Genomic DNA, 25,055 nt, shown 5'->3' with positions numbered 1-25,055 from the left:
GGGATCGACGTGGATCAACTCACGCGAAGGGTTGCACTCATGGGCATTCTCACTCTCCTGCGGAACGCATTCAGCCGCTCCCGCAAGGGACGCGCCATCGAGGCAGAGGGTGCGGACCGCCTGCCGGCGCAGCCGGAAACCCCCCAGCCCACGCCCACTGCGGCCGACCCCACGGTCCCTGAACCCCGCCGTTCCTCCTCCGCGGAACACGACCTCGTGTCAGCGGCCTTCGACAACGTGAAGGTCCCCCACCCGGCAGCTCCACCGAAGACCGAGCCGAACCCGGAGCCCGAGGAGCACCCCGAGAACACCACCACCCCGGAGCCGGAGCCGGAGCCGGAGCCGGAGCCGGAGCCGGAGCCGGAGCCGGAGAACAACGCCGAGCCCGAGCAGCCGGTCACCGCGAACGCCGAGCCCGAGCAGCCGGTCACCGAGAAGGCCGAGCCCGAGGAGACGGCCGAGGCGGGCACCACGCCGGAGGCCGAGCCGGAGCTCGCCCAGGCAGCTGAAGCCGAGGAACAGGCCGAGCCGCAGGCCGCGGAGACCGCTGCCGTCGAGGAACAGGCCAAGCCCGAGGTCGCGCAGGAAGCTGAAGCGGAGCAGACCGAGCCACAGGCCGCAGAGACCGCTGCCGTCGAGGAACAGGCCAAGCCCGACGTCGCGCAGGAAGCTGAAGCGGAGCAGACCGAGCCGCAGGCCGTAGAGACCGCTGCCGTCGAGGAGCAGGCCAAGCCCGAGGTCGCGCAGGAAGCTGAAGCGGAGCAGACCGAGCCGCAGGCCGCGGAAGCAGCTGAAGCCGAGGAGCAGACGGCGTCCGACGAGACGGCGGCCCCGCAGGCCGCCGACGGCGAGGACGCCCCGGCCCCCACGCCGGAGGCAACCGCCCCCACGCCGGAGGCAACCGCCCCCACGCCGAAGACCCCCGCCACCTCCCTCGCCAAGGTCAGGTCCCGCACCCCGTCGCTCGCCACCGCCTACAAGGCCGCCACGGCCACCCTGAAGGCGAAGGACCTCACCGGCACCCGCGCCAAGGTCTACCTCGTCCTCGACCGCTCCGCGAGCATGCGGCCGTACTACAAGGACGGCTCCGCCCAGGCTCTCGCCGACCAGACCCTCGCCCTCGCCGCCCACCTGGACCCCGAGGCCACGGTCCACACCGTCTTCTTCTCCACGGAGATCGACGGCACCACCGACCTCACCCTCACCCCGGACCACGAATCGAAGATCGACGACGCGCACGCCGGCCTCGGCCGCATGGGCCGTACCAGCTACCACGCCGCCGTGGAGGCCGTACTCACCCACTACGAGAAGACCACGGACACCACCCCCGCCCTGGTGATCTTCCAGACGGACGGCGCACCCGACGCGAAGACCCCCGCCACCCAGTCCCTCACCGAAGCCGCGAAGACCCACCCCGCCGTCTTCTTCTCCTTCGTCGCCTTCGGAGAGCACGACAACAAGGCCTTCGACTACCTCCGCAAGCTGAAGACCGCCAACGCGTCCTTCTTCCACGCGGGCCCCACCCCCCGCGAGCTGACGGACACCGAGCTGTACGAGGGCGTACTCGCCGCCTGGCGGCCGTAGGCTCCGCACCCCCCCGGGGGGTGGGCCACCCCGTCCACCCCCCGAAACGCGTGTGAGTCGATCACCGCGAGCCCAGTAGGATTCCGGTTTATGGCGGCCACTGGATCCGAGAAGCAGGCGGGTAAGGCGTTCTACGTCTCCACGCCCATCTACTACGTCAACGACGCTCCTCACCTGGGCCACGCCTATACGACCGTCGCAGGCGACGTGCTCACCCGCTGGCACCGCCAGCGTGGTGAGAAGGTGTGGTACCTCACCGGCACGGACGAGCACGGTCAGAAGATCATGCGCACGGCCGAGGCGAACGGGGTGACGCCCCAGCAGTGGGCGGACAAGCTCGTCACCGAGGCCTGGAAGCCTCTCTGGGAGCACCTGGAGATCGCGAACGACGATTTCATCCGCACCACGCAGAAGCGGCACACCGACCGCGTCCAGGAGTTCGTGCAGGACCTGTACGACAGGGGCGAGATCTACAAGGGCGGCTACGAAGGCCCGTACTGCGTCGGCTGCGAGGAGTACAAGCTCCCGGGCGAGCTGCTCGACGGCGAGGGTGAATTCGCAGGCCAGAAGCTGTGCCCGATCCACAAGAAGCCCGTGGAGATCCTCAGCGAGGAGAACTACTTCTTCCGGCTGAGCGAGTACGGCGACAAGCTCCTCGCCCACTACGAGGCGAACCCCGGCTTCATCCAGCCGGAGTCCGCGCGCAACGAGGTCGTGAACTTCGTCCGCCAGGGCCTGCAGGACCTCTCCATCTCCCGCTCGACGTTCGACTGGGGCATCCCGATCCCCTGGGACGACAAGCACGTGATCTACGTGTGGGTCGACGCGCTGCTGAACTACGCCACAGCGGTCGGCTACAACGAGAACCCGGAGAAGTTCGAGACCACCTTCCCGGCCGACGTCCACCTGGTCGGCAAGGACATCCTCCGCTTCCACGCTGTGATCTGGCCGGCCATGCTGATGGCCCAGGGCCTGCCGCTGCCGCACAAGGTCGCCGCGAACGGCTGGCTGATGGTCGGCGGCGAGAAGATGTCGAAGTCGAACCTGACCGGCATCAAGCCGCAGGACCTCACCTCGCACTTCGGCGTGGACGCCTACCGCTGGTACTTCCTGCGCGCCATCGCCTTCGGCCAGGACGGCTCCTTCTCCTGGGAGGACTTCTCCGCCCGCTACACGAGCGAGCTGGCGAACGACTACGGCAACCTCGCCTCCCGCGTGGCCGCCATGGTCGGCAAGTACTTCGGCGGCACGCTGCCCGAGGCGACCGCGGACGGCGAGGCCGAGAAGGCGGTCCACGACGGGCTCGCGAAGGCGGTCGCCGAGGCCGACCGGAAGATCGGCGAGGAGCTGGACTTCCAGGGCGGCATCCTGGCCGTCTTCGACTTCGTCAAGCAGGTCAACGGCTACATCACGGAGCAGGAGCCGTGGAAGGTGGCCAAGGACGAGTCCGAGGAGGGCAAGGCCCGCCTCGCGACCATCCTCTACACCGCCGCCGAGTCCCTCCGCGCGGTCGCCGTCCTGCTCAACCCGGTCATGCCGGAGACCTCGCAGAAGCTCTGGGACTCCCTCGGCGCCGAGGCGTCCCTGGGCGCCCTCGCGGACCAGAAGGTCCAGGAAGCCGGCGAGTGGGGCAAGCTCCCGACGGGCTCCACCGTCACCAAGGGCGCGGTCCTCTTCCCCCGCCTGGAGGAGAAGCCCACCGCGTAACCCACCCACGCAACGCGCAGAGGCTCGGAAACGCCAGGTTTCCGGGCCTCTGCGCGTTCGCAAGCGCCAACGAGAAGGCGTGGACAGCCCGGAGCTCCTCACCGAGATCGGCCTGGGAGACACTCCGGCCCGACTGGAGGAGACCTATCTGGAAGGCCAGGCCAAGGGCGAGGCCAAGGCGATCCTTCGCTTCCTCGAAGCACAGGGGATCTCCGTCCCCAAGGAGGCCCGGGACCGCATCGCAGGCTGCACCGACCCCGGCCTCCTCATCCGCTGGCTGGACCGGACGCCCCACGCGGAGAGCGTCGACGACCTCTTCGCCGAGGACGCGGGGACCACCGCGGACCGGGCCGAAGCCTGACCCGCGGTGCGATCATGAGCCCGTGCCCTTCGCGTAGTCGGCGCAGGTGAGCTTCCTGCCGCTGTCGTCGGTGTCGGCGTCGATGGTGCCCCTGACCTTGATGATCCGGGGCGTGGTGTCGGAGGCGGAGCCCAGGGCCTTCACCAGCTGGGCGCGGGTGGAGACGGTAAAGGTGTGCGCGGAGTCGGCCTTCGAGCCGCCGGTGGTCCCGGTGCCGGAGGCGGCCCAGCCGTCCTTGGCGGGGAGCGTCTGGTGGTAGAGGTCGGGGGCGGTCGCGTTCGCGTTCATCACGAACACCCCCGGCACCGACGCCCGCGGCCACGACGGCGGCGGACACGGCGAGGGTGCGCCGCCTGCGGAGAGACCGGCGGTGGGAGGGAGCAGCCACGGAGGAGTCCTCAAGGGTGTGCTGAACATGCCTGACGACTCCTCAGCGGCCGCCGCCCGCAAGGAAGTTGAGCCTCGGGTTAAGAATCTCCGGCTCAGGAGGCGTACCCGAGGACGAGCGCGCCGACGACGGGGGCGGCGTACACGAGCGGGAAGGGGATGTGGGAGTACCAGCGGGCGCGGGCCACGGTGACGGCCGCGCCGAGGAAGTAGAGGACCAGCCCGATCCCGGCCAGCACCCCGATCACCGGCACGAACAGCCCGGCCACCAGCCCCACCGCCCCGGCGGCCTTGGCCACGCCGAGCAGGGTCCACCACGACTGCGGCACCCGGTAGTCGGTGAGCGCCTTGACGATCCACTGGGCCCGCAGCAGCAGCACGGCACCGGAGAAACCGGCCATCAGCGCGGCGAGCAGGGTGACGACGATCTGAGCGGTACGCATGAGAGGCTCCCATCGAGCATCGAGCGATCGAAGAAGTGCGGTCACCTCTCTGAACCCTGAGCCCGCGCCCGTGTGACAGGAACCCGGAAAAAATCTTGAACGTCCCCGAACCCCACCACCGGCTCCTCGCCGACGCCGTCACCGCGGGCGGTCCGTACGGGCTGGTGCTCGCCGGTGGATATGCCCTTGAGGCGCACGGTCTGGTGGCGCGTCCGCACGCGAACCTCGACTTCGCCACCGAGAGTTCCGAGGGCATGGACCGGATCGCCGCCGCGGTCGGCGCCGCCCTGGAGGCCCGAGGCCGGCAGGTGCGGGCCGGTGCCGTCTCCGCGCTCACCGCGCAGCTGACCGTCACCGACCCGCCGACCGGTGAGCCGTGCGCCCTCGCGCTGCACAAGGAGGCCTTCTGGCAGCCGCCGGACCTCACCGCCTACGGCCCGGCGCTCTCCCTGGAGGACGCCGTCGGCACGAAGATCCGGGCGCTGTACGACCGGGGCGCGGCCGTCGACCTGATCGACGCGCGGGCCGCGGCCGGCCGCTTCTCCCTGCCCGAGCTGGAGGAGCTGGGCCGCCGGCACGCCCACGACCCGTTCGACCTGCCCACGCTGCAGTCCCGGCTGACGGGCACCGACTTCTACGCCGACGTGGACTTCCTCCGGTACGGCCTGCAGGAGGCCGAGGTCACCGCCCTGCGCGCCTGGGCCCAGCAGTGGTCCGACGACATCGCCGAGCGCCTGCTGGAGGACGGCGCGTCGCCCGACGCGGAGGACGGGGACTGACGACGGCGAGGCCCGGAACCCCACGCCGGGTTCCGGGCCTCGCCCTTGGCTCCTGTGCCGTACTACTTCGGCTGCGGCTTCCTGATGTTCAGGTGCAGCTCGCGCAGGCGGGCCTCCTCCAGCTCGGTCGGGGCGCCCATCATCAGGTCCTGGGCGTTGCCGTTGAGCGGGAAGGCGATCGTCTCGCGGATGTTGGGCTCGTCCGCGAGGAGCATGACGATGCGGTCCACGCCGGGGGCGATGCCGCCGTGCGGCGGGGCGCCGAAGCGGAACGCGCGGAGCATGCCCGCGAACTTCTCCTCGACGGTCTCGCGGTCGTAGCCCGCGATCTCGAAGGCCTTGAGCATGATCTCCGGCTCGTGGTTTCGGATGGCACCGGAGGACAGCTCGACGCCGTTGCAGACGATGTCGTACTGCCAGCCCAGGATGTCCAGCGGGTCCTGGGTCTGGAGGGCCTCCAGGCCGCCCTGCGGCATGGAGAAGGGGTTGTGCGAGAAGTCGATGGCACCGGTCTCCTCGTCCTTCTCGTACATCGGGAAGTCGACGATCCAGCAGAAGCGGAAGACGCCCTCCTCGAAGTGGCCGGCGCGCTTGGCGGCCTCGACGCGGACCGCGCCCATGATCTTGGAGACCTCGTCGAACTCGCCCGCGCCGAAGAAGACGGCGTGGCCGGGGGCCAGCGACAGGCGCTTGGTCAGCTCGGCGACGTCGTCCTCGGTGAGGAACTTCGCGATCGGGCCGGAGAGGGAACCGTCCTCGCCCACGCGGACCCAGGCCAGGCCCTTCGCGCCCAGCGAGACGGCGAAGTCGCCGAGCTGGTCGAAGAACTTGCGCGGCTGGTCCTGGACGGCCGGGACGGCCAGCGCGCGCACGTGCTTGCCGGCGAACGCCTTGAACCCCGAGCCCTCGAAGACGTCGGTGATGTCGACCAGTTCGAGCTTGGCGCGCAGGTCCGGCTTGTCGGAGCCGTACTTCAGCATCGCCTCGCGGAACGGGATCCGCGGGAAGGGGGAGGTGACATGCCGGCCGCCGCCGAACTCCTCGAACAGCTCGGTCATGAGCTTCTCGATCGGCTGGAAGACGTCCTCCTGCTCGACGAAGCTCATCTCGACGTCGAGCTGGTAGAACTCGCCGGGCGAGCGGTCGGCGCGGGCGTCCTCGTCGCGGAAGCAGGGCGCGATCTGGAAGTAGCGGTCGAAGCCGGAGATCATCAGCAGCTGCTTGAACTGCTGCGGGGCCTGCGGCAGCGCGTAGAACCTGCCGGGGTGCAGGCGCGAGGGGACCACGAAGTCGCGCGCGCCCTCGGGGGAGGTGGCGGACAGGATCGGGGTCGCCATCTCGTTGAAGCCCATCGCGGCCATCTTGTGCCGGATCGCCGAGATGACCTGGGTGCGCAGCATGATGTTGCGGTGCATGCGCTCGCGGCGCAGGTCCAGGAAGCGGTACTCCAGGCGGCGTTCCTCGTTGACGCCGTCCTCGGTGTTGATCGTGAACGGCAGCGGCGCGGCGGCGCCCAGCAGCTCGACCTCGGCCACCTCGACCTCGACCTCACCGGTGGGCAGGTCGGGGTTGATGTTCTCGGTTCCACGTGAAACAACGCGGCCGTCGACGCGGACCGTGGACTCCTTGGAGATCGTGTCCAGGGCCTCGTACGCGGGCGTGCCGGGGCGGGCGACCAGCTGGGTGATGCCGTAGTGGTCGCGCAGATCGATGAAGAGGATGCCGCCCAGGTCGCGCCGATTGTGCAGCCAGCCGCTCAGCCGGACGTCGGTGCCGACGTCAGAGGCGCGGAGCTGGCCGCAGGTGTGGGACCTGTACCGATGCATCGTCGTTCATCCAGTCTTTGCGGATCGGGTGTCGCCAGGCGGGTACGGCCTAGGCCACCCCAAGGGTACCGGGCACCCCCAGCTCGGCTCCCCACCCTTTTCCCGTGCCCCCGCACTGGAGGATCCTCCGAGCGGGGAAGGCGCGGGATCCTCTGTTCCTACGGTGGCAGCTATCGGTCAGATATTCCTAAAGTGGGCGAATGCGCACAGGCGAGCCCCTTCCGTCCGTCGGGGACGTCCTCGCCGCCCTCGCGACCGGGTTGTGGCACTGGGACACGGCCGCCCGACTGGTCACCGTGGACGCGGAGGCGGCGCGGTTGCTCGGGCTGCCCCCGGAGGCGACGACCCTCACGGAGGTCCAGACCCGTGCCCGGCTGCACCCGGAGGACTGGAACGAGATCACCGGGGTGGTTCCGCTGGCCGTCGACGAGGGCACGCTCGCCGAGGTGCGCATCCGGATCATGGACGAGCAGGGGAACATCCTGCGGGTCGTCCGCAGCCGGTCCAAACCGTCCTTCGACCCCGAGCGGCGGGCGTACGAGCTGATCGGCACCCTGCAGGAGGTCACCGAGCCGACGCCGGGCACCCGGGCGGCCCGCAGCGCGGTCACCGGCGACTGGCGGCGCTCGAGGGAGGCGTTCCTGCTGGACGCGGGCCGGGCGCTGGCGGAGGCACGGTCCACTGCCGAGGTGCTGCGGGTGGCCGGCGGCCTGTCGATGCCCGGCTTCTCCCCCGACGGGCTCGTGGTGTTCGGGGTGGAGGGCGACCGGCTGACGATCATCGGCCAGCACGGGCACCAGCCCGGCGACATGGGCCCCTTCTCGCACATGGCGCTGACCACCGACTATCCGGCGGCCGAGGTCGTCCGCACGGGCCGCGCGGTGTACATGTCCTCTCCGGCGGAGTACAAGGCCCGCTACCCGGCGACCTGGCCGCTCGCCCGGCGCTTCGGCCGCCGCTCGTGGGCCTTCCTGCCGCTGACGGTGGGCGGCCGCACGATGGGCGCCTGGATGGCGGCCTTCGCCTATCCGGTGGCGTTCACACCGGACGAACGGGCCGTGCTGGCGACCGTGGCCCGGATGCTCGCCCAGGCGCTGTCCCGGGCGGAGGCCGCCGAGTCGGAGCGGGAGCTGACCGAGGGCCTGCAGCGCTCCATGCTGCCCTCGCTCGGCCCGGAGATCCCCGGCATGCAGGTGGCCGCCCGCTACATCCCGACCGGCGGCGGACTCCAGGTCGGCGGCGACTGGTACGACATGATCCCGCTGCCCTCCGGCCGCTTCGCGCTGGCCATGGGGGACGTCCAGGGCCATGACGTACGCGCCGCGGGCCTCATGGGCCAGCTGCGCATCGCCCTGCGCGCCTACGCCGCCGAGGGCCACCGCCCGGACGCCGTGCTCTCCCGCGCCTCCCGGTTCCTGCACGGCATCACCCACGACGACCAGATGACCGACATCCGCTTCGCGACCTGCGTGTACGCGGAGGCCGACCCGGCGACCGGGATGCTGGAGATCGCCCGTGCCGGGCACCCGCACCCGGCGATCCGGATGGCCGACGGCACGGTGATGATGCGGCCGACGGCGGGCGGGCTGCCGCTGGGCGTGGACCCGGACGCGGACTATCCGACGACCCGGTTCACCCTGGAGCCCGGCGAGACGCTGATGCTCTGCACGGACGGCCTGATCGAGACCGGCGGACACGACCTGGAGAGCGGCTGGCGCCGGCTGCGCGCGATCCTGGAGGCCCACCCGGAAAACGACGAGGCCGACCTGGAGTCGCTGGCCGACGCGCTGGTGCAGGGTGTGCACGGCCCGTCCTCGCACCACACCACCGGTCCCCTCTCCGACCGCCGTGAGGACGACATCGCCCTGGTGCTGCTGTGCCGGCTGCTGGACGGGGCCGTCCGGCCCGCCGTACGGCGCACCCTGCTGTCGGTGGCGCAGGACGAGCCGGACCGGATCTCCGAGACCCGCCGGCACCTGCGCGAACTGCTCCACGACTGGGCCTCGCCCGAGCAGGTCGACTCGGCGGTGCTGCTGGTCTCCGAGATGGTCACCAACGTCCTCGTCCACACCGACGCCGACGCGCTGCTGCTCGCCGAGGTGACCGGCGAGGCGGGCGCGCGTGGGCTGCGGGTGGAGGTCACCGACGCGGGCGACGACCTGCCGCACCGGCGCCGACCCGGCGAACTGGCCTCCTCCGGCCGCGGCCTGATGCTGATCGAACTCCTCGCGGACGCCTGGGGGGTGGACCCGCGAGGCGAGGGCAAGAGCATCTGGTTCGAGCTCTATGAGTCGGGGGGCGTGGCGGACGGTGACGTACCGGTGGGGGGCGTGGCGGGCGGCGTCGTGTCAGAAGGGCGCGTGGCGGAGGGCGGCGTATCCGGGGGGCGCGTGGCGGGAGGCGGGGCGCCGGCGGGGGAGGCACCGGGCGGCGAGGGGTCGGAAGGCGGTGCAGAGGAGGGCGAGGAGCCGGACGGCGGTGCTTCGGAGGGCGCCGCGTAACGGGTCCGCAGTTCCTGTACGACCCCGAAGGCGGCCGCGGTCAGCGGGACCGCGAGCAGCATCCCGAGGATGCCGGCGACGGACGCCCCGGCGGTGATGGCGACCATCACCACGGCCGGGTGCATCTGCACCGTCCGGCTCTGGATGACCGGCTGCAGCACATGCCCCTCCAGCACCTGCACCGCGACGACGACTCCGACCACCCACAGCGCGATGACGAAGCCGCGGTCGGCGAGGGCGACCAGGACGGCCACCGCGCCGGAGAGGAAGGCACCGAGGTAGGGGATGTAGGCGCCGACGAAGACCAGCGCGCCGAGCCCCACCGCGCCGGGCACCTGGAGGACCAGCAGGCCGACCGTGATGCACACGGCGTCGATGAGCGCGATGAGGGTCGTACCGCGCATGAAGCCCTCGACCGCCTCGAAGGCACGCCGGGCGACGGCCTCCACGGTGTCGGCGGTGCCGCCGGGCGCGACCGCCCGCAGGATCTCCACGGCCCGGTGGGAGTCGCGCAGGAAGAAGAAGACGAGCAGCAGGGCGAGCACGGCCATCGCGAGGGACTCGCCGACGACACTGACCCCGCTGATGACGTTGGCCGCGGCCGTGCCCCCGAACCTGCTCAGCAGCTTGCGGGAGTTGGCGGCGAGGTCGTCGAGACCGGTGCCGACCGCCCCGAAGTGCTGTGCGACGCTCTTGGCGGCGTCCCGCAGCGAGGCGATGATCTGGTCGCCGGTGTCGACCAGCGCGGCGACGACGATGTACACGGCACCGCCGACGACGGCCACGACGGCGACACAGGTGAGCCCGGCCGCCACCGACGCCTGCACCCCGGTCCGCACGAGCCGCCGGTACAGCGGCCCGAGCAGCGCGGTGCCGAGCAGCGCGAGCAGCACCGGAGTGACGGCGGTACGGAACTCCCCGCACAGCCGCACCCCGACCCACCCCACCCCGGCGACGAGCAGAAGCACGGCACACCAGGCGGCGACACGTCGGACGGGGTCGGGCAGGAGCTGCACGCGTCCAGCGGACCATGACCCCGGCGGGGCTGTCCTGTGTGGGCGGCCCGGCCGGGTGACGGTGACTCACCCGGCCCTGCGGGGCGATGGAGGAGCCTGATCACCGTCCGTGCTCCTTCGAGATGCGCGCTGTGACGATCTGGGCAAGCCTGAGGGCATTCCCCCAAGACACACGTCTTGCCGGAGGACCCAGGAAGGATCACTCACATGCGACACTTTGCCGCCTTCTTCGCCGCCGCGCTCCTCACGGTTCTCGCGGCCCCCGCCGCTTCCGCCGGGGAGGGAGGGTCCCACGTCTGCGACACCCATACGATCAGCTCGCTCTGCTGGTGACCTGCTTGCGAGGGTGACCTCTTTGTGAAAGGGGACAGGCCGTCGGATCCGCAGATCCACGGCCTGTCCCCCTTCTCATGGGCCGGAGAGGTCACATACCGCCCGCGGACATCCCGTGCACCGCGGGGATCGTGCCCAGTCGGCCCTTCTGGAAGTCCTCGAAGGCCTGCATCAGCTCTTCCTTGGTGTTCATGACGAACGGACCGTAGTGCGCCATGGGCTCCCGGATGGGCTGCCCGCCGAGCACGACGACCTCCAGGTCCGGGGTGCGGGAGTCCTGCTTCTCGTCCGCCCGGACGGTCAGCGCGGACCCGGCGCCGAACACGGCGGTCTGGCCCAGGTGGATCGGCCGGCGCTCGGCACCGACGCTGCCGCGGCCCGCGAGGACGTAGGCGAGGCCGTTGAAGTCCTCCCGCCAGGGCAGGGTGACCTCGGCGCCCGGGGCGACGGTCGCGTGGATCATCGTGATCGGGGTGTGCGTGATGCCGGGACCCTCGTGGCCGTCGAGCTCACCGGCGATCACGCGCAGCAGCGCGCCGCCGTCGGGGGTGGTGAGCAGCTGGACCTGGCCGCCCCGGATGTCCTGGTACCGCGGAGCCATCATCTTGTCCTTGGCCGGGAGGTTCACCCACAGCTGCAGGCCGTGGAAGAGACCGCCGGACACGACCAGCGACTCCGGCGGCGCCTCGATGTGCAGGAGGCCGGAGCCGGCCGTCATCCACTGGGTGTCGCCGTTGGTGATGGTGCCGCCACCGCCGTGGCTGTCCTGGTGGTCGAAGGTGCCGTCGATGATGTAGGTGACGGTCTCGAAGCCGCGGTGCGGGTGCCACGGGGTGCCCTTGGGCTCGCCCGGCGCGTACTCCACCTCGCCCATCTGGTCCATCATGATGAACGGGTCGAGATGGCGGTAGTTGATCCCGGCGAACGCCCGGCGCACCGGGAAGCCCTCGCCCTCGAACCCGCTCGGAGCGGTCGAGACGGCCAGCACCGGACGCGCCACGGCGTCGGCGGGAGCGGTCACACGGGGCAGCGTCAACGGGTTCTCAACGGTCACTGCAGGCATGGGTCGGACCTCCTTGTGCGCTCACTTTAGTTGAGCGTTGAACTTTCTGCCACCCCCAACAGAACGAGCCCGGAGGGAATTCCCTCCGGGCCCAGGGGTGTGCGAGGCGCGCGGGACTCAGGCGCCGTCCGCGCAGCGGCGGCACCTAGCCGTACATACGGCGCATCGCGAAGTCGACCATCTGCTCGACCGCCTTCGCGTCGAAGACCATCCGGTGCTCGCCCTCCATGTCCAGGACGAAGCCGTAGCCGGTCGGGAGCAGATCGATGACCTCCGCGCCCGTGATCACGAAGTACTTGGACTCCTTGCCCGCGTACCGGCGCAGCTCCTTGAGCGAGGTGAACATCGGGATCACCGGCTGCTGGGTGTTGTGCAGGGCGAGGAAGCCGGGGGTGTCGCCGCGCGGGCAGTACACCTTCGACGTGGCGAAGATCTGCTGGAAGTCCTCGGCGGACATCTGCCCGGTGGTGAAGGCCCGCACCGCGTCCGCGAGCGAGGGCGGGGACGGCTCCGGGTAGAGCGGCGGCTGCTGGCCGTACCCGCCGACACCGCCCGGCATCTGCTGCTGCGGCGGGGCGTACTGCTGCTGGGCGGCGCCACCGTCCATGGGCTGGCCGTATCCGTACATGGGCGCAAGACTACCGAGGGACGGGGGCGGAGCGGGTGCCGGACGTATTTATGGAGAGCGGGCGGAGGACACGCCGGAGTAGACCCTTCTCACACTTGCACCGGCAGGGGTTGCTTCTTATTACCGGCGGGTAGCATCATCGTAGCTACTTGTTGGTACGTGAACTAGGTGCGAGGAGTCAGTGCCTCGCCGATCCCTCTACGGAGCCGTCGTCATGGGGCACTACAAGTCGAATCTGCGCGACATCGAGTTCAACCTCTTCGAAGTACTGGGGCGCGACAAGGTGTACGGCACCGGCCCGTTCGAGGAGATGGACGTCGACACCGCCAAGAGCGTCCTGGAGGAGCTGACCCGCCTCTCGGAGAACGAGCTGGCCGAGTCCTTCGCCGACGCCGACCGCAACCCGCCGGTCTTCGACCCGGAGACCAACACCGCGCCGGTCCCGGCGTCCTTCAAGAAGAGCTACCAGGCCTTCATGGACTCCGAGTACTGGCGGCTCGGCCTGCCCGAGGAGATCGGCGGCACCACCTCGCCGCGCTCCCTGATCTGGGCCTACGCCGAGCTGATCCTGGGCGCCAACCCGGCCGTGTGGATGTACTCCTCGGGCCCGGCGTTCGCCGGCATCCTCTTCGAGGAGGGCAACGAGGTCCAGAAGCACATCGCCAAGATCGCCGTGGAGAAGCAGTGGGGCTCCACGATGGTGCTCACCGAGCCCGACGCGGGCTCCGACGTGGGCGCCGGCCGTACCAGGGCGATCCAGCAGGAGGACGGCTCCTGGCACATCGAGGGCGTGAAGCGCTTCATCACCTCCGGTGAGCACGACATGTCCGAGAACATCCTCCACTACGTGCTCGCGCGGCCGGAGGGTGCCGGCCCCGGCACCAAGGGCCTCTCCCTCTTCCTCGTCCCGAAGTACGAGTTCGACTTCGAGACCGGCGAGCTGGGCGAGCGCAACGGCGTCTACGCCACCAACGTCGAGCACAAGATGGGCCTGAAGGCCTCCAACACCTGCGAGATGACCTTCGGTGACCGGCACCCCGCCAAGGGCTGGCTCATCGGCGACAAGCACGACGGCATCCGCCAGATGTTCCGCATCATCGAGTTCGCCCGCATGATGGTCGGCACGAAGGCGATCTCCACGCTGTCCACCGGCTACCTGAACGCCCTGGAGTACGCCAAGGAGCGCGTCCAGGGCCCGGACCTGGCCAACTTCATGGACAAGTCCGCGCCCAAGGTCACCATCACCCACCACCCGGACGTGCGCCGCTCGCTGATCACGCAGAAGGCGTACGCGGAGGGCATGCGCGCCCTGGTGCTGTACACCGCCTCCGTCCAGGACGCGATCCAGGTCAAGGAGGCGGCCGGCGAGGACGCCTCCGCCGAGCACGCGCTGAACGACCTGCTGCTGCCGATCGTCAAGGGCTACGGCTCCGAGAAGGGCTACGAGCAGCTCGCCCAGTCGCTGCAGACCTTCGGCGGCTCCGGCTTCCTGCAGGAGTACCCGATCGAGCAGTACATCCGGGACTCCAAGATCGACACCCTGTACGAGGGCACCACGGCGATCCAGGGCCAGGACTTCTTCTTCCGGAAGATCGTCCGCAACCAGGGCGCCGCGCTGAACTCCCTCGCCGAGGACATCAAGAAGTTCCTGGCGCTGGGCACCGGCGGCGAGGAGCTGGCCGGCGCCCGCGAGCACCTGGCCAAGGCGGCCGTGGAGCTGGAGGCGATCGTCGGCCTGATGCTGACCGACCTCGCCGCCACCGAGCAGGACACCAAGAACATCTACAAGGTGGGCCTGAACACCACCCGCCTGCTCATGGCCTCCGGTGACGTCGTCGTCGGCTACCTGCTGCTGAAGGGCGCCGCGATCGCCGCCGAGAAGCTGGCCACGGCCTCCGCGAAGGACCAGGCGTTCTACACCGGCAAGATCGCCGCGGCGAAGTTCTTCGCGGCGAACGTCCTGCCGGGCGTCACCCTCGCCCGCAAGGTCGCCTCCGGCGTCGAGCTGGACCTGATGGAGCTGGACGAGGCCGCGTTCTAGAAGGTACTCGCGGATTCCTGCGGATTCCCTGTGCGGGCCCGCTCCCTTTCCGGGAGCGGGCCCGTGCACGTCGTTAAGGTGAACCCATGAGCGCACCAGCCCGCTTCGACCGCGGCCACACCGACGACCTGATGTCCTTCCTGGCGGCGAGCCCGTCGCCGTACCACGCCGTGGCGAACACCGCCGAGCGGCTGGAGAAGGCCGGCTTCAGGCAGGTCGCCGAGACGGACGCCTGGGACTCCTCGAGCGGTGGCAAGTACGTGCTGCGCGGCGGCGCGATCATCGCCTGGTACGTCCCCGGGGGCGCCGAGGCGCACACGCCGTTCCACATCGTCGGCGCGCACACCGACTCCCCGAACCTGCGGATCAAGCCGCGGCCGGACAGCGGCGCGCACGGCTGGCGCCAGGTCGCCGTCGAGATCTACGGCGGCCCGCTGATGAACTCCTGGCTGGACCGCGACCTGGGCCTGGCCGGCCGGCTGAGCCTGCGCGACGGCTCCTCGGTCCTGGTCAACGTGGACCGGCCGCTGCTGCGCGTGCCCCAACTCGCCATCCACCTGGACCGTTCGGTCAGCACCGAGGGACTCAAGCTCGACAAGCAGCGTCATCTGCAGCCGGTCTGGGGCCTCGGCGACGATGTGGGCGACGGCGATCTGATCGCCTTCCTGGAGCAGGAGGCGGGACTCGCGGCCGGCTCGGTCACCGGCTGGGACCTGATGACACACCCGGTGGAGGCCCCGGCCTACCTCGGCCGCGACCGGGACCTGGTCGCCGGTCCGCGCATGGACAACCTGCTGTCGGTGCACGCGGGCGCCGCCGCCCTGGCCGCCGTCGCGACCTCCGGCGCCCCGCTCACCCGCATCCCCGTGCTGGCCGCCTTCGACCACGAGGAGAACGGCTCCCAGTCGGACACCGGCGCGGACGGCCCGCTGCTCGGCAGCGTGCTGGAGCGCTCGGTCTTCGCGCGCGGCGGCTCGTACGAGGACCGGGCCCGGGCCTTCGCCGGCACGGTCTGCCTGTCCTCCGACACGGGCCACGCCGTCCACCCCAACTACGCCGAGCGGCACGACCCGACACACCACCCCCGGGTCAACGGCGGCCCGATCCTCAAGGTCAACGTCAACAACCGCTACGCCACGGACGGTTCGGGCCGCGCGGTGTTCGCCGCCGCCTGCGAGAGGGCGGACGTCCCCTTCCAGTCGTTCGTCTCCAACAACTCCATGCCGTGCGGCACCACCATCGGCCCGATCACCGCGGCCCGGCACGGCATCCGGACCGTGGACATCGGCGTGGCGATCCTCTCCATGCACAGCGTGCGTGAACTGTGCGGCGCCGACGACCCGTTCCTGCTGGCGAACGCCCTGACGGCTTTTCTGGAGGGCTAGTCGGGGGCTAGCCGGAACCTCGCCGGGTACCCGGACGGCACCGGAGATTCCGGAACCGAAAGGGGAGGCGACTTCTCATGGGGCTCGGAGGATGCATCATCCTCATCGCCGTGGGGGCCATCCTCACATTCGCGACCGACTGGCACATGCGCGGCGTCAACCTCGACGTCGTCGGCGTGATCCTGATGGCCGTGGGCCTGATCGGCGTCGCGACGTTCAGCGGAATCGCACGACGCCGGCGCGTCGTGATGCCGCCGACGCCGGTGGTGGAGGAGGAACCGCACCATCACCACCACTACCGCGACGACGGCTACACCGACGGCTACGGCGTCTGACACACGCGCCCGCCGGGTCGAGACCCCCGGTCAGGGCAGGGCGTGGCCCGTGGTCACGTCCACGTGGCCGGGAACCTCCTCGTGCCGGTCGCCGACCGAGAGGGTGCCGGTGGGCTCGAAGAGGAGGACTTCGGCCCGGCGGGGCGCGGACGGCTTGTGAAAGGTGCCGCGCGGCACGGTGAACACCGAGCCCTTGGTCAGGACGACGGTGCGCTCGCCCGCCGGCTCGCGCAGGCCCAGGTGGACCTCGCCGTCGAGCACCAGGAAGAACTCGTCGGTGTCCTCGTGCACATGCCAGACGTGCCGGCCCTCGAACTTGGCGATCCGGACGTCGTAGTCGTTGACGGTGGCGACGATGCGCGGGCTCCAGCACTCGGTGAAGGAGGCCAGAGCCTTGTCCAGGGAGATCGGTTCGCTGCTCATGCCGTCATCCTCGGGCCGGCCCGCTCGGCGCACGAGTGCTAGGAATTGCATATGCCGCAAGGATCCTCTCAGCCGCCGGACCAGGCCGTGCCTCCGCACCGGGTCGTCGTGATCGTGGACGCGGGCACCAACCCCTTCGAGGTCGGCGTCGCGACCGAACTGTTCGGACTGCCCAGGCCCGAACTGGGCGGTCAGGGGCCGCTGTACACGGTGACGCTGTGCACGCCCACCCCGGGGATCCGGATGAACCACGGGTTCTTCACCCTGACCGGCGTACCCGGCCTGGAGGCGGTGGAGGAGGCCGACACCCTCGTCGTGCCCGGGCGCCCCGACAACGTCGTACCGCGCGGCGCCGACGTCCTGGACGCCATCCGGCGCACGCACGCGCGAGGGGCGCGCATCGTCAGCTTCTGCACCGGCAGCTTCGCTCTCGCCGAGGCCGGGCTGCTCGACGGCCGCCGGGCCACCACGCACTGGATGTGGGCGGACACCTTCCGGGAGCTGCATCCCCAGGTGCTGCTGGAGCCCGACGTCCTCTTCGTGGACGAGGGCGGCATCCTCACCGCCGCCGGCAGTGCGGCCGCACTCGACCTCGGGCTGCACCTGTGGCGCCGCGACCACGGCGCGGAACTCGCCAACGCCGTCTCCCGGCGCCTGGTCTTCGCCGCCCACCGCGACGGCGGCCAGCGGCAGTTCGTGGAGCGGCCCGTGCCCGACGTGCCCGACGAATCGCTCGGCCCGCTGCTGGCCTGGGCGCAGGAGCGGCTGGGCGAGCCGCTGACCGTGGCGGACCTCGCCTCCCGCGCCGCCGTCAGCCCCGCCACCCTGCACCGCCGCTTCCGCGCCCAGCTGGGTACGACCCCGCTGGCCTGGCTCACCGGGGAGCGGGTGGCGCTGGCGTGCCGGCTGATCGAACGGGGTGAGGAGCGCCTGGACGTCGTCGCGGCCCGCAGCGGCCTGGGTACGGCGGCCAACCTGCGGGCCCGGCTGCGCCGGGAGACGGGGCTCAGCCCGTCGGCGTACCGGAGGCGGTTCGGGCCGGCGGGTCCTGACGGGCGCCACCGGCAGGCGGCCCGGTCCGGAAGGTCCTGATGAACACAACCAGCAGGCGCAGGCGCCTTCGGACGGGCCGCACCGTGATGACCAGCGCGCGACGGGGAACGGTACCCGCATGAGACTCCTCGTACACGACCGGCTGCTCGGCATCGGCGACGACTACTGGATCGAGGACGAGCACGGCCGGAAGGTCTTCCTCGTCGACGGCAAGGCCATGCGGCTGCGGGACACCTTCCAGCTGAAGGACGCCCACGGGCGCGTGCTGATCGACATCCACCAGAAGATGTTCGCGCTGCGCGACACCATGGTGATCGAGCGGGACGGCGAGGGCCTGGCCACCATCAGGCGCAAACGGCTGTCCCTGCTGCGCCACCACTACCGGGTGTCCCTGGTCGACGGCACCGTGCTGGACGTCAGCGGCAGGATCCTCGACCACGAGTTCGCCATCGAGTACGACGGCGAACTCCTGGCCGTGATCTCCCGCCGCTTCCTGTCCCTGAGGGACACCTACGGTGTCGACATCGTGCGCGAGGACGCGGACCCGGCGCTGCTGATCGCGGTGGCGGTGTGCGTGATCCACCTGGCGCAGAAGGAGCGGGAGGAAGACTGAGGAAGACTGACGAGGAGGACTGACGGGGTGTGAAAGGCCGCTCGAGGCCCGCTAGCGCCGGGGCGGCTCCAGGCCCAGGACGCGGTCCTTCAGCGCCGGGAACTGCTCGCGGGTGGCCGTCACCCTCGCCGGGTCGAAGTCGACGGTGAGGACCTCCTCGTCCGGACCCGCCTCGGCAAGCACCTCGCCCCACGGATCGACCACGATCGAGTGACCCGCCTGGGGAACTCCCGCATGGGTCCCGGCCGTTCCACACGCGAGCACGAACGCCTGGTTCTCCACCGCCCGCGCCTGAGCCAGCAGCGTCCAGTGCGCGCGTCGCCGCTCGGGCCAGCCCGCCGGGATCACCAGGGTCTCGGCACCGGCGTCGACCAGTGACCGGAAGAGTTCGGGGAAACGGAGGTCGTAGCAGGTGGCCACGCCGAGCGTGGTCCCGGGCAGCCGGACCGTCACCAGGTCCCGCCCGGCGCCCATCAGTACGGCCTCGCCCTTGTCGAAGCCGAAGCGATGGATCTTGCGGTAGGCGGCGGCCAGCTCACCGGAGGGGGAGAAGACGAGAGAGGTGTTGTAGAGCGTCCCCTCGCCCGCGGCGGAGCCGCTGTCGGACGCGGCCCGCTCCGGAACCGACCCCGCGTGCAGCCAGACGCCCGCGTCGCTCGCGGCCTTGGCCATCGTCTCGTACGTCGGCCCTTCGAGCGGCTCGGCCTCGCGGCCGAACTCCTCGTAGGCGAAGGCGCCGGTGGTCCACAGCTCCGGCAGGACCACCAGGTCGGCACCGGCCTGTTCCCGGACCAGGGCGGCCACCCGCCGCCGCCGGGTGTCGACCGATTCGTCCTCGTTCACGGCGATCTGGATCAGCGAGGCGCGCACACTACCACCGTCCTGGCATTCGAGTAGCCCACACAGGCCTACGATCGTCACACGAAAGCACTGCCGGGGTGCCTGCAGGCAGCGTAACTTAGCCTCCCAGACACCCGCCGAAGTGCCGCCGCCGCCCGCTGGCAACGCCGCCACAACCTGCCCGTGTACCGACCGCCGAGGGGTCCCGTTCCGTGAGTCTGCATCCCACCCTCCAGCCCTACGCCGACGCCTGGACGCACTCCATCGAAGCGATATCCGAGATGGTCCAGTCGCTCGCGGAGGGCGAGTGGAACCGGCGGACCCCCTGCCCGGGCTGGTCGGTCCGGGACATCGTGTCCCACGTCATCGGCATGGACTGCGAGCTGCTCGGCGACCCGCGCCCGATCCACTCCCTCCCGCGTGACCTCTTCCACGTCACCACCGAGCACCAGCGGTACATGGAGATGCAGGTCGACGTCCGCCGCCACCACACGGCGCCGGAGATGACGGCCGAGCTGGAGTACACGGTCATCCGCCGCAACCGCCAGCTGCGCAACGAGTCGCGTGACCCCGGCACCACGGTCCGCGGCCCGCTGGGCAAGGACATCACGCTGCAACAGGCCTACCGCTCCCGCGCCTTCGACGTGTGGGTGCACGAGCAGGACCTGCGCACGGCCCTCGGCCGCCCCGGCAACCTGGACTCGCCGGGTGCGTACGTGGTCCGGGACGTCCTCCTGGAGGCACTCCCCAAGGTGGTCGCGAAGGACGCGGACGCACCGCGCAGTTCGGCCATCGTCTTCGACGTGCACGGCCCGGTGGAGTTCCTGCGCACCATCCGCATCGACATCCAGGGCCGCGGCACCCTGGAAACCGCCCCGGCCCTCGGCCCCGCCGCGGCCCTCACCCTGGACTGGGAGACCTACGTCCGCCTCGCCTGCGGCCGCATGACACCGGAGGCGGCGGCGGACAGGGTGAAGGCCGAGGGTGACCCGGATCTGACGGCGGCGATCCTGCGCAACTTCGCGGTGACGCCGTAGCTGACACGACGCCGGGAATCCGCCGACGGCGAGCACCGGGCAGGTTGTCCGGTCCGCCGGCCGACCGGGAACGGGCGGTGCGCGGGCGGGCGAGAACAGCTAGGCCGCCGGCACGTGCACCGTCTCCACCCGGCTGGCGACCAACCGCTCCCGCTCACGCCGGGCCGCCCGTCCCCGGAGCCGCAGGATCTGGGACACCCCGAGCGCCTGCAGGACGAACACGGCACTGAAGGCCACGTCGTAGTCGTCCCCGGTCGCGTCCAGCAGCACGCCCACCGCGAACAACGTCGTCATCGAGGCGACGAACCCACCCATGTTGGTGATGCCCGACGCGGTCCCCTGGCGCTCGGGCGGGTTGGCCGGCCGCGCGAAGTCGAACCCGAGCATCGAGGCCGGCCCGCACGCCCCCAGCACCGTGCACAGCACCACCAGCAGCCACATCGGCGCATGCGCACCGGGGCAGGCCAGCGTCGCGGCCCACAGCAGTGCCGTCGCGCCGACCGTGCCCAGCGCCAGTGGCAGCCGCGCCGCGTGGTGCCGGGCGACGATCTGGCCGTAGACGAGCCCGATCACCATGTTGGACAGCACGACCAGGGTGAGCAGTTCACCGGCCGTGGCCCGGCTGAGCCCCTGCGCCTGCACCAGGAACGGCAGGCCCCACAGCAGCAGGAACACCATCGCCGGGAACTGGGTGGTGAAGTGCACCCACAGCCCGAGGCGCGTGCCGGGCTCCCGCCAGGCCGCCGCGATCTGCCGGCGGACGTAGGCCGCGCCCTGGTGCGGCGCCGGCTCGGGCTCGTGCCCCTCGGGGTGGTCCTTCAGGAACAGCAGCGTCAGCACCAGGACGACGACACCCGCGAGCGCGCTCCCGGCGAACGCCGGGGTCCAGCCGACACCGTGCAGCAGCCGGGCGAGCAGCAGGGTGGAGACCAGGTTGCCCGCCATGCCGACCAGCCCCGCGAGCTGCGCGACCAGCGGTCCGCGCCGGGCCGGGAACCAGCGGGTACCGAGCCGCAGCACGCTGATGAAGGTCATCGCGTCACCGCAGCCCAGCAGGGCGCGGGAGGCGAGGGCGGTGCCGTAGGACGGGGAGAAGGCGAAGCCCAGCTGCCCGGCCGTGAACAGCACGGCGCCGATGCTCAGCACCTTCTTGGTGCCGAGCCGGTCGACCAGCAGGCCGACGGGTATCTGCATGCCGGCGTAGACCAGCAGCTGGAGGATGGAGAACGTCGACAGGGCGGAAGCGTTCACATGAAAGCGGTCCGCCGCGTCCAGTCCCGCCACGCCCAGTGAGGTACGGAAGATGACGGCGACGAAGTAGACGGCGACGCCTATGGACCACACGGCGACGGCGCGTCGGCCGCCCGGAGGATCACCCGGGAGGGTGACGTTGCGCGCCGGAGCGCTCATCGGGCCTCACCTCGGGCGAGGTGCTCGAACCAGCTGACATGCCGGTGGACGGCGGCGACGGCCGCCTCCGCGTCCCCGGCGCGCAGCGCGTTCAGGATCTCCTCGTGCTCGGCGAGCGTCTTGGCGATCCGGTCGGGGTGGGAGTGCATGACGGCGACGCCCATCCGCAGCTGCCGGTCGCGCAGCTGGTCGTAGAGCCGGGACAGGATCTCGTTGCCGCCGCTGCGCACGATCTCGGCATGGAAGCTGCGGTCGGTCACCGCGGCCGCGGCCAGGTCACCGGCGGCGGCCTGCGTCTTCTGCAGCTCCAGCAGCTCCGTCAGCCGCTGCAGCAGGCCCGGCGGGGCGGGTACGGCCTTGCGTGCGGCGTGCTCCTCGACGAGCTGGCGGGTCTCCACCACGTCCGCGATCTCCTGCGCGGAGACCGGCAGGACCATCGCGCCCTTCTTCGGGTAGAGCCGGATCAGGCCCTCGGCCTCCAGCCGCAGCAGCGCCTCCCGCACCGGCGTGCGGGAGACCCCGACGGCCTCGGCCAGCTCGCCCTCGGTGAGCAGGGTGCCGCCCTCGTAGCGGCGGTCGAGGACGCCCTGCTTGACATGGGCGTACACACGGTCGGTGGCGGGCGCCGGCTTGGGGTCCCGGCGGGCGGGCTGCTGTACGGCCGTCTTCATGCCCACAGGATAGATACAACACGTACGCATGAGGCGGCGTCGTCCAGCATCCGGACGTGACGGATCTGTAACCAGGGAACCCCGCAGCGACCGCACAACCTTCTGTGCTACTTACGTGTCTCACACGTGCGGCCCTCTGCTCTGCCACCTCAACTCGGCCGCACTTCAGGGGCATTCAACACAATCGGGGTATATCACTTTGATTACCGGCATTAAGGGCACCCGTACCTCACGTCTCCGCAGAGCCGCCGCCGTTGCCGTCACCTCCGGCGCGCTGCTCGCGACCGGTGCCCTCACCGCTGCGCCCGCTCAGGCCGTCACGACGCCCTCGATCGTGGCCAAGGGCGGATTCGTGATGAACAACGCGAACGGTGCATCGCTGTACAACAAGACGGCGGACTACAAGCGCTCCACCGGCTCCACCACCAAGATCATGACCGCCAAGGTCGTGCTCGCGCAGTCGAACCTCAACCTCGACAAGCAGGTGGTGATCCAGAAGGCGTACAGCGACTACGTCGTCGCGAACAACGCGTCCCAGGCGCACCTGATCGTCGGCGACAAGGTCACCGTCCGCCAGCTGCTGTACGGGCTGATGCTGCCGTCCGGCTGCGACGCCGCCTACGCGCTCGCCGATACGTACGGCTCCGGCTCCACCCGCGCCGCACGCGTGAGCAGCTTCATCAGCAAGATGAACGCCACCGCCAAGAGCCTCAAGCTCACGAACACGCACTTCGATTCCTTCGACGGCATCGGCAACGGAAACAACTACTCGACGCCGCGCGACCTGACGAAGCTTGCCAGCAGCGCGATGACGAACAACACGTTCCGCGCGATCGTCAAGACGAAGGCGTACACCGCGAAGACGATCACCAAGACGGGCAGCACCCGCACCATGCAGACGTGGACCAACACGAACACGCTGCTCTCCAGCTACAGCGGCGCGATCGGCGTGAAGACCGGTTCCGGCCCCGAGGCCGGCGCCTGCCTCGTCTTCGCCGCCACTCGCAACGGCAAGACCGTCATCGGCACCGTTCTGGCCTCCACCACGTACGCACAGCGCGCAACGGACGCCACGAAGCTTCTCAACTACGCCTTCGCCAGGCTCGGCTGACGCTCTCGCAGACGCTCGGACACCCGACGGGCCCGCCGCATCGCGCGGCGGGCCCGTTCTGCTGCCCGGGTGCGCAATGAAGCTGATGGTGCTAGTTTCATTGGCACCATGCTGATCCGTCTGGACAAGACCGACACCCGCCCCCTGCACGAGCAGGTCGCGGCGGCGATCCGGCGGGCCATCGCCGAGGGCGAGTGCCGCGCCGGCGACCGGCTGCCCTCCGCCCGCGATCTCTCCACGGCCCTGGACATCAACGTCAACACCGTCCTGCGCGGCCTGCGCGAACTGCGGGACGAGGGTCTGCTGGAGTTCCGCCGCGGCCGCGGGATCACCGTCGCCGAGGGGGCGGCCCGGCGGTCCGGACTGGACATCAGGGTGCGTGAGCTGGTCGCGGAGGCATCCCGGCTCGGCTACAGCCGCACCGACCTCATCGAGATGATCCGGGGGATGACGACATGACCGACGGGGACGACCGGGACGGCGACGACCGGCACCAGACCGGGAACGACCGCGCCCGGAACGGGACCGACCGCGACCTGGCAGGCGCACGGAGCCGCACCGCGCGCTGGGGGCTCGCGGGGTCCACGGTGGCCGTCGCGGCGCTGCTCGCGGCTCTGCCCTGGGCCGCGCGCGGCCGGCTGCCCGACCGGCTGGCGACCCACTGGAGCGGGGGTGCCGCCCCCGACGGCTCGATGCCGCTGTGGGAGACCTCCCTGTTCCCGGCCGGCGTCTGGCTGCTGATCGCCCTCGCGCTGAGCGTGCGATGGCGCCCGTCCTGGCCGGCCGCACGCCCCTGGCGGGCGATCGCGCTGGCGCCCACGGCGGCGGTGCTGATCGGCGCGCAGGCCTCCGTCGTCCGCGCCAACCTCGACCGCACCGACTGGCACGAGGCCCGCGACTCGGTCCCCGGGGTCGTGCTTCCCGTGGCCCTGGCTGCGGTCGCCGGCGTGGTGGCCTGGTGGCTGACCATCCGCACCACCTCCACCACGCCATCCGCCCCGACCCCGGCACTGGAACTTTCCGAGGGCGAGCAGCTCGTGTGGTTCTCCCGCGCGGCCAACCCCTGGCTGCAGCTGGTGGCCGCGCTGACCGGTCTGATCGCCGTCGGCGCACTGGCGGCACTGGTCGCCGGCCTGGCGGACCCCACCGTCCTGCTCGTGCTGTGCGCCGGCTGCGCCACCGCATCGCTCGCCGGAGCCCTCTTCTCCTCGGTCCAGGCGAAGGTGTCGGAAGCGGGCCTGGAGGTGTCGTTCGGACCGCTCGGCTGGCCCGCCCGCCGCTGGTCGCCGACCGCCATCGAGTCCGCCCGCGCCGAGCGCCGGCAGCCCTCCCAGGTCGGCGGCTGGGGCTACCGCCTCAGCGGGCTCGGCACGACGGTGATGCTCCGCGCCGGCGACTGTCTGGTCATACGGCCCCAGGGCCGCCGTACGGACTTCGCCGTGAGCGTGGACGACGCCGAGCGCGGCGCGGCCCTGCTGAACGCGCTGCGGCGGCGGGCCTGAGCCGGC

The 25,055-nt window shown here is 70.9% G+C and carries 23 protein-coding genes and 2 pseudogenes; 15 read left to right on the top strand and 10 right to left on the bottom strand.

The genetic code is table 11. The features are described from left to right. Positions 1-39: 39 nt before the first annotated feature. The 3 genes from ABT288_RS14675 (at position 40) to ABT288_RS14665 (ending at position 3,652) form a co-directional block, all read left to right on the top strand. Positions 40-1,584 carry a VWA domain-containing protein gene (locus ABT288_RS14675; RefSeq protein ID WP_351606820.1) on the top strand — a complete coding sequence of 515 codons (1,545 nt, stop codon included), beginning with the start codon at positions 40-42 and terminating at the stop codon, positions 1,582-1,584. Between the two features lie 90 nt (positions 1,585-1,674). Then, entirely contained in the window at positions 1,675-3,291 is a 1,617-nt protein-coding gene (metG, locus tag ABT288_RS14670; protein ID WP_351606818.1) for a methionine--tRNA ligase, read from the top strand. 79 nt (positions 3,292-3,370) lie between these two features. Next, positions 3,371-3,652: a hypothetical protein gene (locus tag ABT288_RS14665; protein ID WP_351606815.1), complete on the top strand. Its 282-nt coding sequence runs from the start codon at positions 3,371-3,373 to the stop codon at positions 3,650-3,652. Positions 3,653-3,670: 18 nt separating this feature from the next. Here ABT288_RS14665 and ABT288_RS14660 read toward each other — a convergent pair. Both ABT288_RS14660 and ABT288_RS14655 read right to left on the bottom strand, forming a co-directional pair. Then, positions 3,671-4,040: pseudogene (locus ABT288_RS14660) on the bottom strand (pectate lyase family protein); the annotation flags it as partial. A gap of 94 nt (positions 4,041-4,134) precedes the next feature. Beyond that, positions 4,135-4,482, bottom strand: coding sequence for a DoxX family protein (locus tag ABT288_RS14655; protein WP_351606812.1), 348 nt, complete (start codon positions 4,480-4,482; stop codon positions 4,135-4,137). A 95-nt stretch (positions 4,483-4,577) separates the two neighbouring features. Between ABT288_RS14655 and ABT288_RS14650 the strand changes: the two genes are divergently transcribed. Further along, positions 4,578-5,261, top strand: coding sequence for a nucleotidyl transferase AbiEii/AbiGii toxin family protein (locus tag ABT288_RS14650; protein ID WP_351606810.1), 684 nt, complete (start codon positions 4,578-4,580; stop codon positions 5,259-5,261). A 62-nt stretch (positions 5,262-5,323) separates the two neighbouring features. Here ABT288_RS14650 and aspS read toward each other — a convergent pair whose 3' ends face one another. After that, complete coding sequence (gene aspS / locus ABT288_RS14645) at positions 5,324-7,087, bottom strand: aspartate--tRNA ligase (RefSeq protein ID WP_351606807.1); 1,764 nt, start codon at positions 7,085-7,087, stop codon at positions 5,324-5,326. Between the two features lie 200 nt (positions 7,088-7,287). Between aspS and ABT288_RS14640 the strand changes: the two genes are divergently transcribed. Next, entirely contained in the window at positions 7,288-9,588 is a 2,301-nt protein-coding gene (locus tag ABT288_RS14640) for a SpoIIE family protein phosphatase (RefSeq protein ID WP_351606805.1), read from the top strand. Here the strand turns inward: ABT288_RS14640 and ABT288_RS14635 are convergent. Then, positions 9,552-10,604: pseudogene (locus ABT288_RS14635) on the bottom strand (AI-2E family transporter); the annotation flags it as partial. The gene ABT288_RS14640 and the pseudogene ABT288_RS14635 sit on opposite strands and share 37 nt — an antisense overlap. A gap of 207 nt (positions 10,605-10,811) precedes the next feature. On the opposite strand from ABT288_RS14635, the gene ABT288_RS14630 reads away from it, so the two are divergent. Beyond that, positions 10,812-10,937 (top strand): hypothetical protein, encoded by a 126-nt coding sequence (locus tag ABT288_RS14630; protein WP_351606802.1) that lies wholly within the window; start codon positions 10,812-10,814, stop codon positions 10,935-10,937. Positions 10,938-11,028: 91 nt separating this feature from the next. On the opposite strand, the gene ABT288_RS14625 is transcribed toward ABT288_RS14630, so the two are convergent. Further along, positions 11,029-12,000 carry a pirin family protein gene (locus tag ABT288_RS14625; protein ID WP_351606799.1) on the bottom strand — a complete coding sequence of 324 codons (972 nt, stop codon included), beginning with the start codon at positions 11,998-12,000 and terminating at the stop codon, positions 11,029-11,031. A 145-nt stretch (positions 12,001-12,145) separates the two neighbouring features. Then, positions 12,146-12,628, bottom strand: coding sequence for an SseB family protein (locus tag ABT288_RS14620; RefSeq protein ID WP_100827275.1), 483 nt, complete (start codon positions 12,626-12,628; stop codon positions 12,146-12,148). A 214-nt stretch (positions 12,629-12,842) separates the two neighbouring features. Here ABT288_RS14620 and ABT288_RS14615 point away from each other — a divergent pair, with 214 nt between their 5' ends. The 3 genes from ABT288_RS14615 (at position 12,843) to ABT288_RS14605 (ending at position 16,389) form a co-directional block, all read left to right on the top strand. Beyond that, entirely contained in the window at positions 12,843-14,669 is a 1,827-nt protein-coding gene (locus tag ABT288_RS14615; protein ID WP_351606886.1) for an acyl-CoA dehydrogenase, read from the top strand. 86 nt (positions 14,670-14,755) lie between these two features. Next, complete coding sequence (locus ABT288_RS14610; RefSeq protein ID WP_351606796.1) at positions 14,756-16,054, top strand: M18 family aminopeptidase; 1,299 nt, start codon at positions 14,756-14,758, stop codon at positions 16,052-16,054. A gap of 77 nt (positions 16,055-16,131) precedes the next feature. After that, positions 16,132-16,389, top strand: coding sequence for a hypothetical protein (locus tag ABT288_RS14605; RefSeq protein ID WP_351606793.1), 258 nt, complete (start codon positions 16,132-16,134; stop codon positions 16,387-16,389). A 30-nt stretch (positions 16,390-16,419) separates the two neighbouring features. On the opposite strand, the gene ABT288_RS14600 is transcribed toward ABT288_RS14605, so the two are convergent. Continuing rightward, positions 16,420-16,812 carry a cupin domain-containing protein gene (locus ABT288_RS14600; RefSeq protein ID WP_351606790.1) on the bottom strand — a complete coding sequence of 131 codons (393 nt, stop codon included), beginning with the start codon at positions 16,810-16,812 and terminating at the stop codon, positions 16,420-16,422. 51 nt (positions 16,813-16,863) lie between these two features. Between ABT288_RS14600 and ABT288_RS14595 the strand changes: the two genes are divergently transcribed. Both ABT288_RS14595 and ABT288_RS14590 read left to right on the top strand, forming a co-directional pair. Next, positions 16,864-17,904: a GlxA family transcriptional regulator gene (locus ABT288_RS14595; RefSeq protein WP_351606787.1), complete on the top strand. Its 1,041-nt coding sequence runs from the start codon at positions 16,864-16,866 to the stop codon at positions 17,902-17,904. Positions 17,905-17,983: 79 nt separating this feature from the next. After that, positions 17,984-18,478 (top strand): LURP-one-related/scramblase family protein, encoded by a 495-nt coding sequence (locus ABT288_RS14590; RefSeq protein WP_228621510.1) that lies wholly within the window; start codon positions 17,984-17,986, stop codon positions 18,476-18,478. A 51-nt stretch (positions 18,479-18,529) separates the two neighbouring features. On the opposite strand, the gene ABT288_RS14585 is transcribed toward ABT288_RS14590, so the two are convergent. Then, a complete protein-coding gene (locus tag ABT288_RS14585; RefSeq protein ID WP_351606784.1) occupies positions 18,530-19,348 on the bottom strand; it encodes a carbon-nitrogen family hydrolase in 819 nt (272 codons plus the stop codon). A gap of 182 nt (positions 19,349-19,530) precedes the next feature. On the opposite strand from ABT288_RS14585, the gene ABT288_RS14580 reads away from it, so the two are divergent. Continuing rightward, a complete protein-coding gene (locus ABT288_RS14580; RefSeq protein ID WP_351606782.1) occupies positions 19,531-20,355 on the top strand; it encodes a maleylpyruvate isomerase family mycothiol-dependent enzyme in 825 nt (274 codons plus the stop codon). A 99-nt stretch (positions 20,356-20,454) separates the two neighbouring features. On the opposite strand, the gene ABT288_RS14575 is transcribed toward ABT288_RS14580, so the two are convergent. Both ABT288_RS14575 and ABT288_RS14570 read right to left on the bottom strand, forming a co-directional pair. Continuing rightward, entirely contained in the window at positions 20,455-21,765 is a 1,311-nt protein-coding gene (locus ABT288_RS14575) for an MFS transporter (RefSeq protein ID WP_351606780.1), read from the bottom strand. Beyond that, positions 21,762-22,436: a GntR family transcriptional regulator gene (locus ABT288_RS14570; RefSeq protein ID WP_351606778.1), complete on the bottom strand. Its 675-nt coding sequence runs from the start codon at positions 22,434-22,436 to the stop codon at positions 21,762-21,764. Before ABT288_RS14570 ends, ABT288_RS14575 begins: the two co-directional genes overlap by 4 nt. Positions 22,437-22,635: 199 nt before the next feature. Here ABT288_RS14570 and ABT288_RS14565 point away from each other — a divergent pair, with 199 nt between their 5' ends. The 3 genes from ABT288_RS14565 to ABT288_RS14555 all read left to right on the top strand — a co-directional run bounded on the left by ABT288_RS14565 (position 22,636) and on the right by ABT288_RS14555 (position 25,049). Further along, entirely contained in the window at positions 22,636-23,547 is a 912-nt protein-coding gene (locus ABT288_RS14565; RefSeq protein ID WP_351606776.1) for a D-alanyl-D-alanine carboxypeptidase family protein, read from the top strand. 108 nt (positions 23,548-23,655) lie between these two features. Continuing rightward, complete coding sequence (locus ABT288_RS14560) at positions 23,656-24,006, top strand: GntR family transcriptional regulator (protein ID WP_351606774.1); 351 nt, start codon at positions 23,656-23,658, stop codon at positions 24,004-24,006. Next, positions 24,003-25,049: a DUF1648 domain-containing protein gene (locus ABT288_RS14555; protein ID WP_351606771.1), complete on the top strand. Its 1,047-nt coding sequence runs from the start codon at positions 24,003-24,005 to the stop codon at positions 25,047-25,049. The genes ABT288_RS14560 and ABT288_RS14555 overlap by 4 nt, the downstream gene beginning before the upstream one ends. Positions 25,050-25,055 lie beyond the last annotated feature (6 nt).

The organism is Streptomyces sp. NPDC001093 (assembly GCF_040298985.1).
Classification (GTDB): Bacteria; Actinomycetota; Actinomycetes; order Streptomycetales; family Streptomycetaceae; genus Streptomyces.
Note: the sequence above shows the minus strand (reverse complement) of the source record. Positions and strands in the feature narration are given on the sequence as shown.

What these genes read in the sequence shown, in the direction of transcription:
- ABT288_RS14575 (WP_351606780.1), bottom strand. Translation starts at nt 21,765, where the DNA reads ATGAGCGCTCCGGCGCGCAACGTCACCCTCCCGGGTGATCCTCCGGGC.
- ABT288_RS14675 (WP_351606820.1), top strand. Translation starts at nt 40, where the DNA reads ATGGGCATTCTCACTCTCCTGCGGAACGCATTCAGCCGCTCCCGCAAG.
- ABT288_RS14625 (WP_351606799.1), bottom strand. Translation starts at nt 12,000, where the DNA reads ATGCCTGCAGTGACCGTTGAGAACCCGTTGACGCTGCCCCGTGTGACC.
- ABT288_RS14605 (WP_351606793.1), top strand. Translation starts at nt 16,132, where the DNA reads ATGGGGCTCGGAGGATGCATCATCCTCATCGCCGTGGGGGCCATCCTC.
- ABT288_RS14615 (WP_351606886.1), top strand. Translation starts at nt 12,843, where the DNA reads ATGGGGCACTACAAGTCGAATCTGCGCGACATCGAGTTCAACCTCTTC.
- ABT288_RS14555 (WP_351606771.1), top strand. Translation starts at nt 24,003, where the DNA reads ATGACCGACGGGGACGACCGGGACGGCGACGACCGGCACCAGACCGGG.
- ABT288_RS14595 (WP_351606787.1), top strand. Translation starts at nt 16,864, where the DNA reads ATGCCGCAAGGATCCTCTCAGCCGCCGGACCAGGCCGTGCCTCCGCAC.
- ABT288_RS14600 (WP_351606790.1), bottom strand. Translation starts at nt 16,812, where the DNA reads ATGAGCAGCGAACCGATCTCCCTGGACAAGGCTCTGGCCTCCTTCACC.
- ABT288_RS14560 (WP_351606774.1), top strand. Translation starts at nt 23,656, where the DNA reads ATGCTGATCCGTCTGGACAAGACCGACACCCGCCCCCTGCACGAGCAG.
- ABT288_RS14620 (WP_100827275.1), bottom strand. Translation starts at nt 12,628, where the DNA reads ATGTACGGATACGGCCAGCCCATGGACGGTGGCGCCGCCCAGCAGCAG.
- ABT288_RS14630 (WP_351606802.1), top strand. Translation starts at nt 10,812, where the DNA reads ATGCGACACTTTGCCGCCTTCTTCGCCGCCGCGCTCCTCACGGTTCTC.
- ABT288_RS14610 (WP_351606796.1), top strand. Translation starts at nt 14,756, where the DNA reads ATGAGCGCACCAGCCCGCTTCGACCGCGGCCACACCGACGACCTGATG.
- ABT288_RS14640 (WP_351606805.1), top strand. Translation starts at nt 7,288, where the DNA reads ATGCGCACAGGCGAGCCCCTTCCGTCCGTCGGGGACGTCCTCGCCGCC.
- metG (WP_351606818.1), top strand. Translation starts at nt 1,675, where the DNA reads ATGGCGGCCACTGGATCCGAGAAGCAGGCGGGTAAGGCGTTCTACGTC.
- ABT288_RS14570 (WP_351606778.1), bottom strand. Translation starts at nt 22,436, where the DNA reads ATGAAGACGGCCGTACAGCAGCCCGCCCGCCGGGACCCCAAGCCGGCG.
- ABT288_RS14655 (WP_351606812.1), bottom strand. Translation starts at nt 4,482, where the DNA reads ATGCGTACCGCTCAGATCGTCGTCACCCTGCTCGCCGCGCTGATGGCC.
- ABT288_RS14590 (WP_228621510.1), top strand. Translation starts at nt 17,984, where the DNA reads ATGAGACTCCTCGTACACGACCGGCTGCTCGGCATCGGCGACGACTAC.
- aspS (WP_351606807.1), bottom strand. Translation starts at nt 7,087, where the DNA reads ATGCATCGGTACAGGTCCCACACCTGCGGCCAGCTCCGCGCCTCTGAC.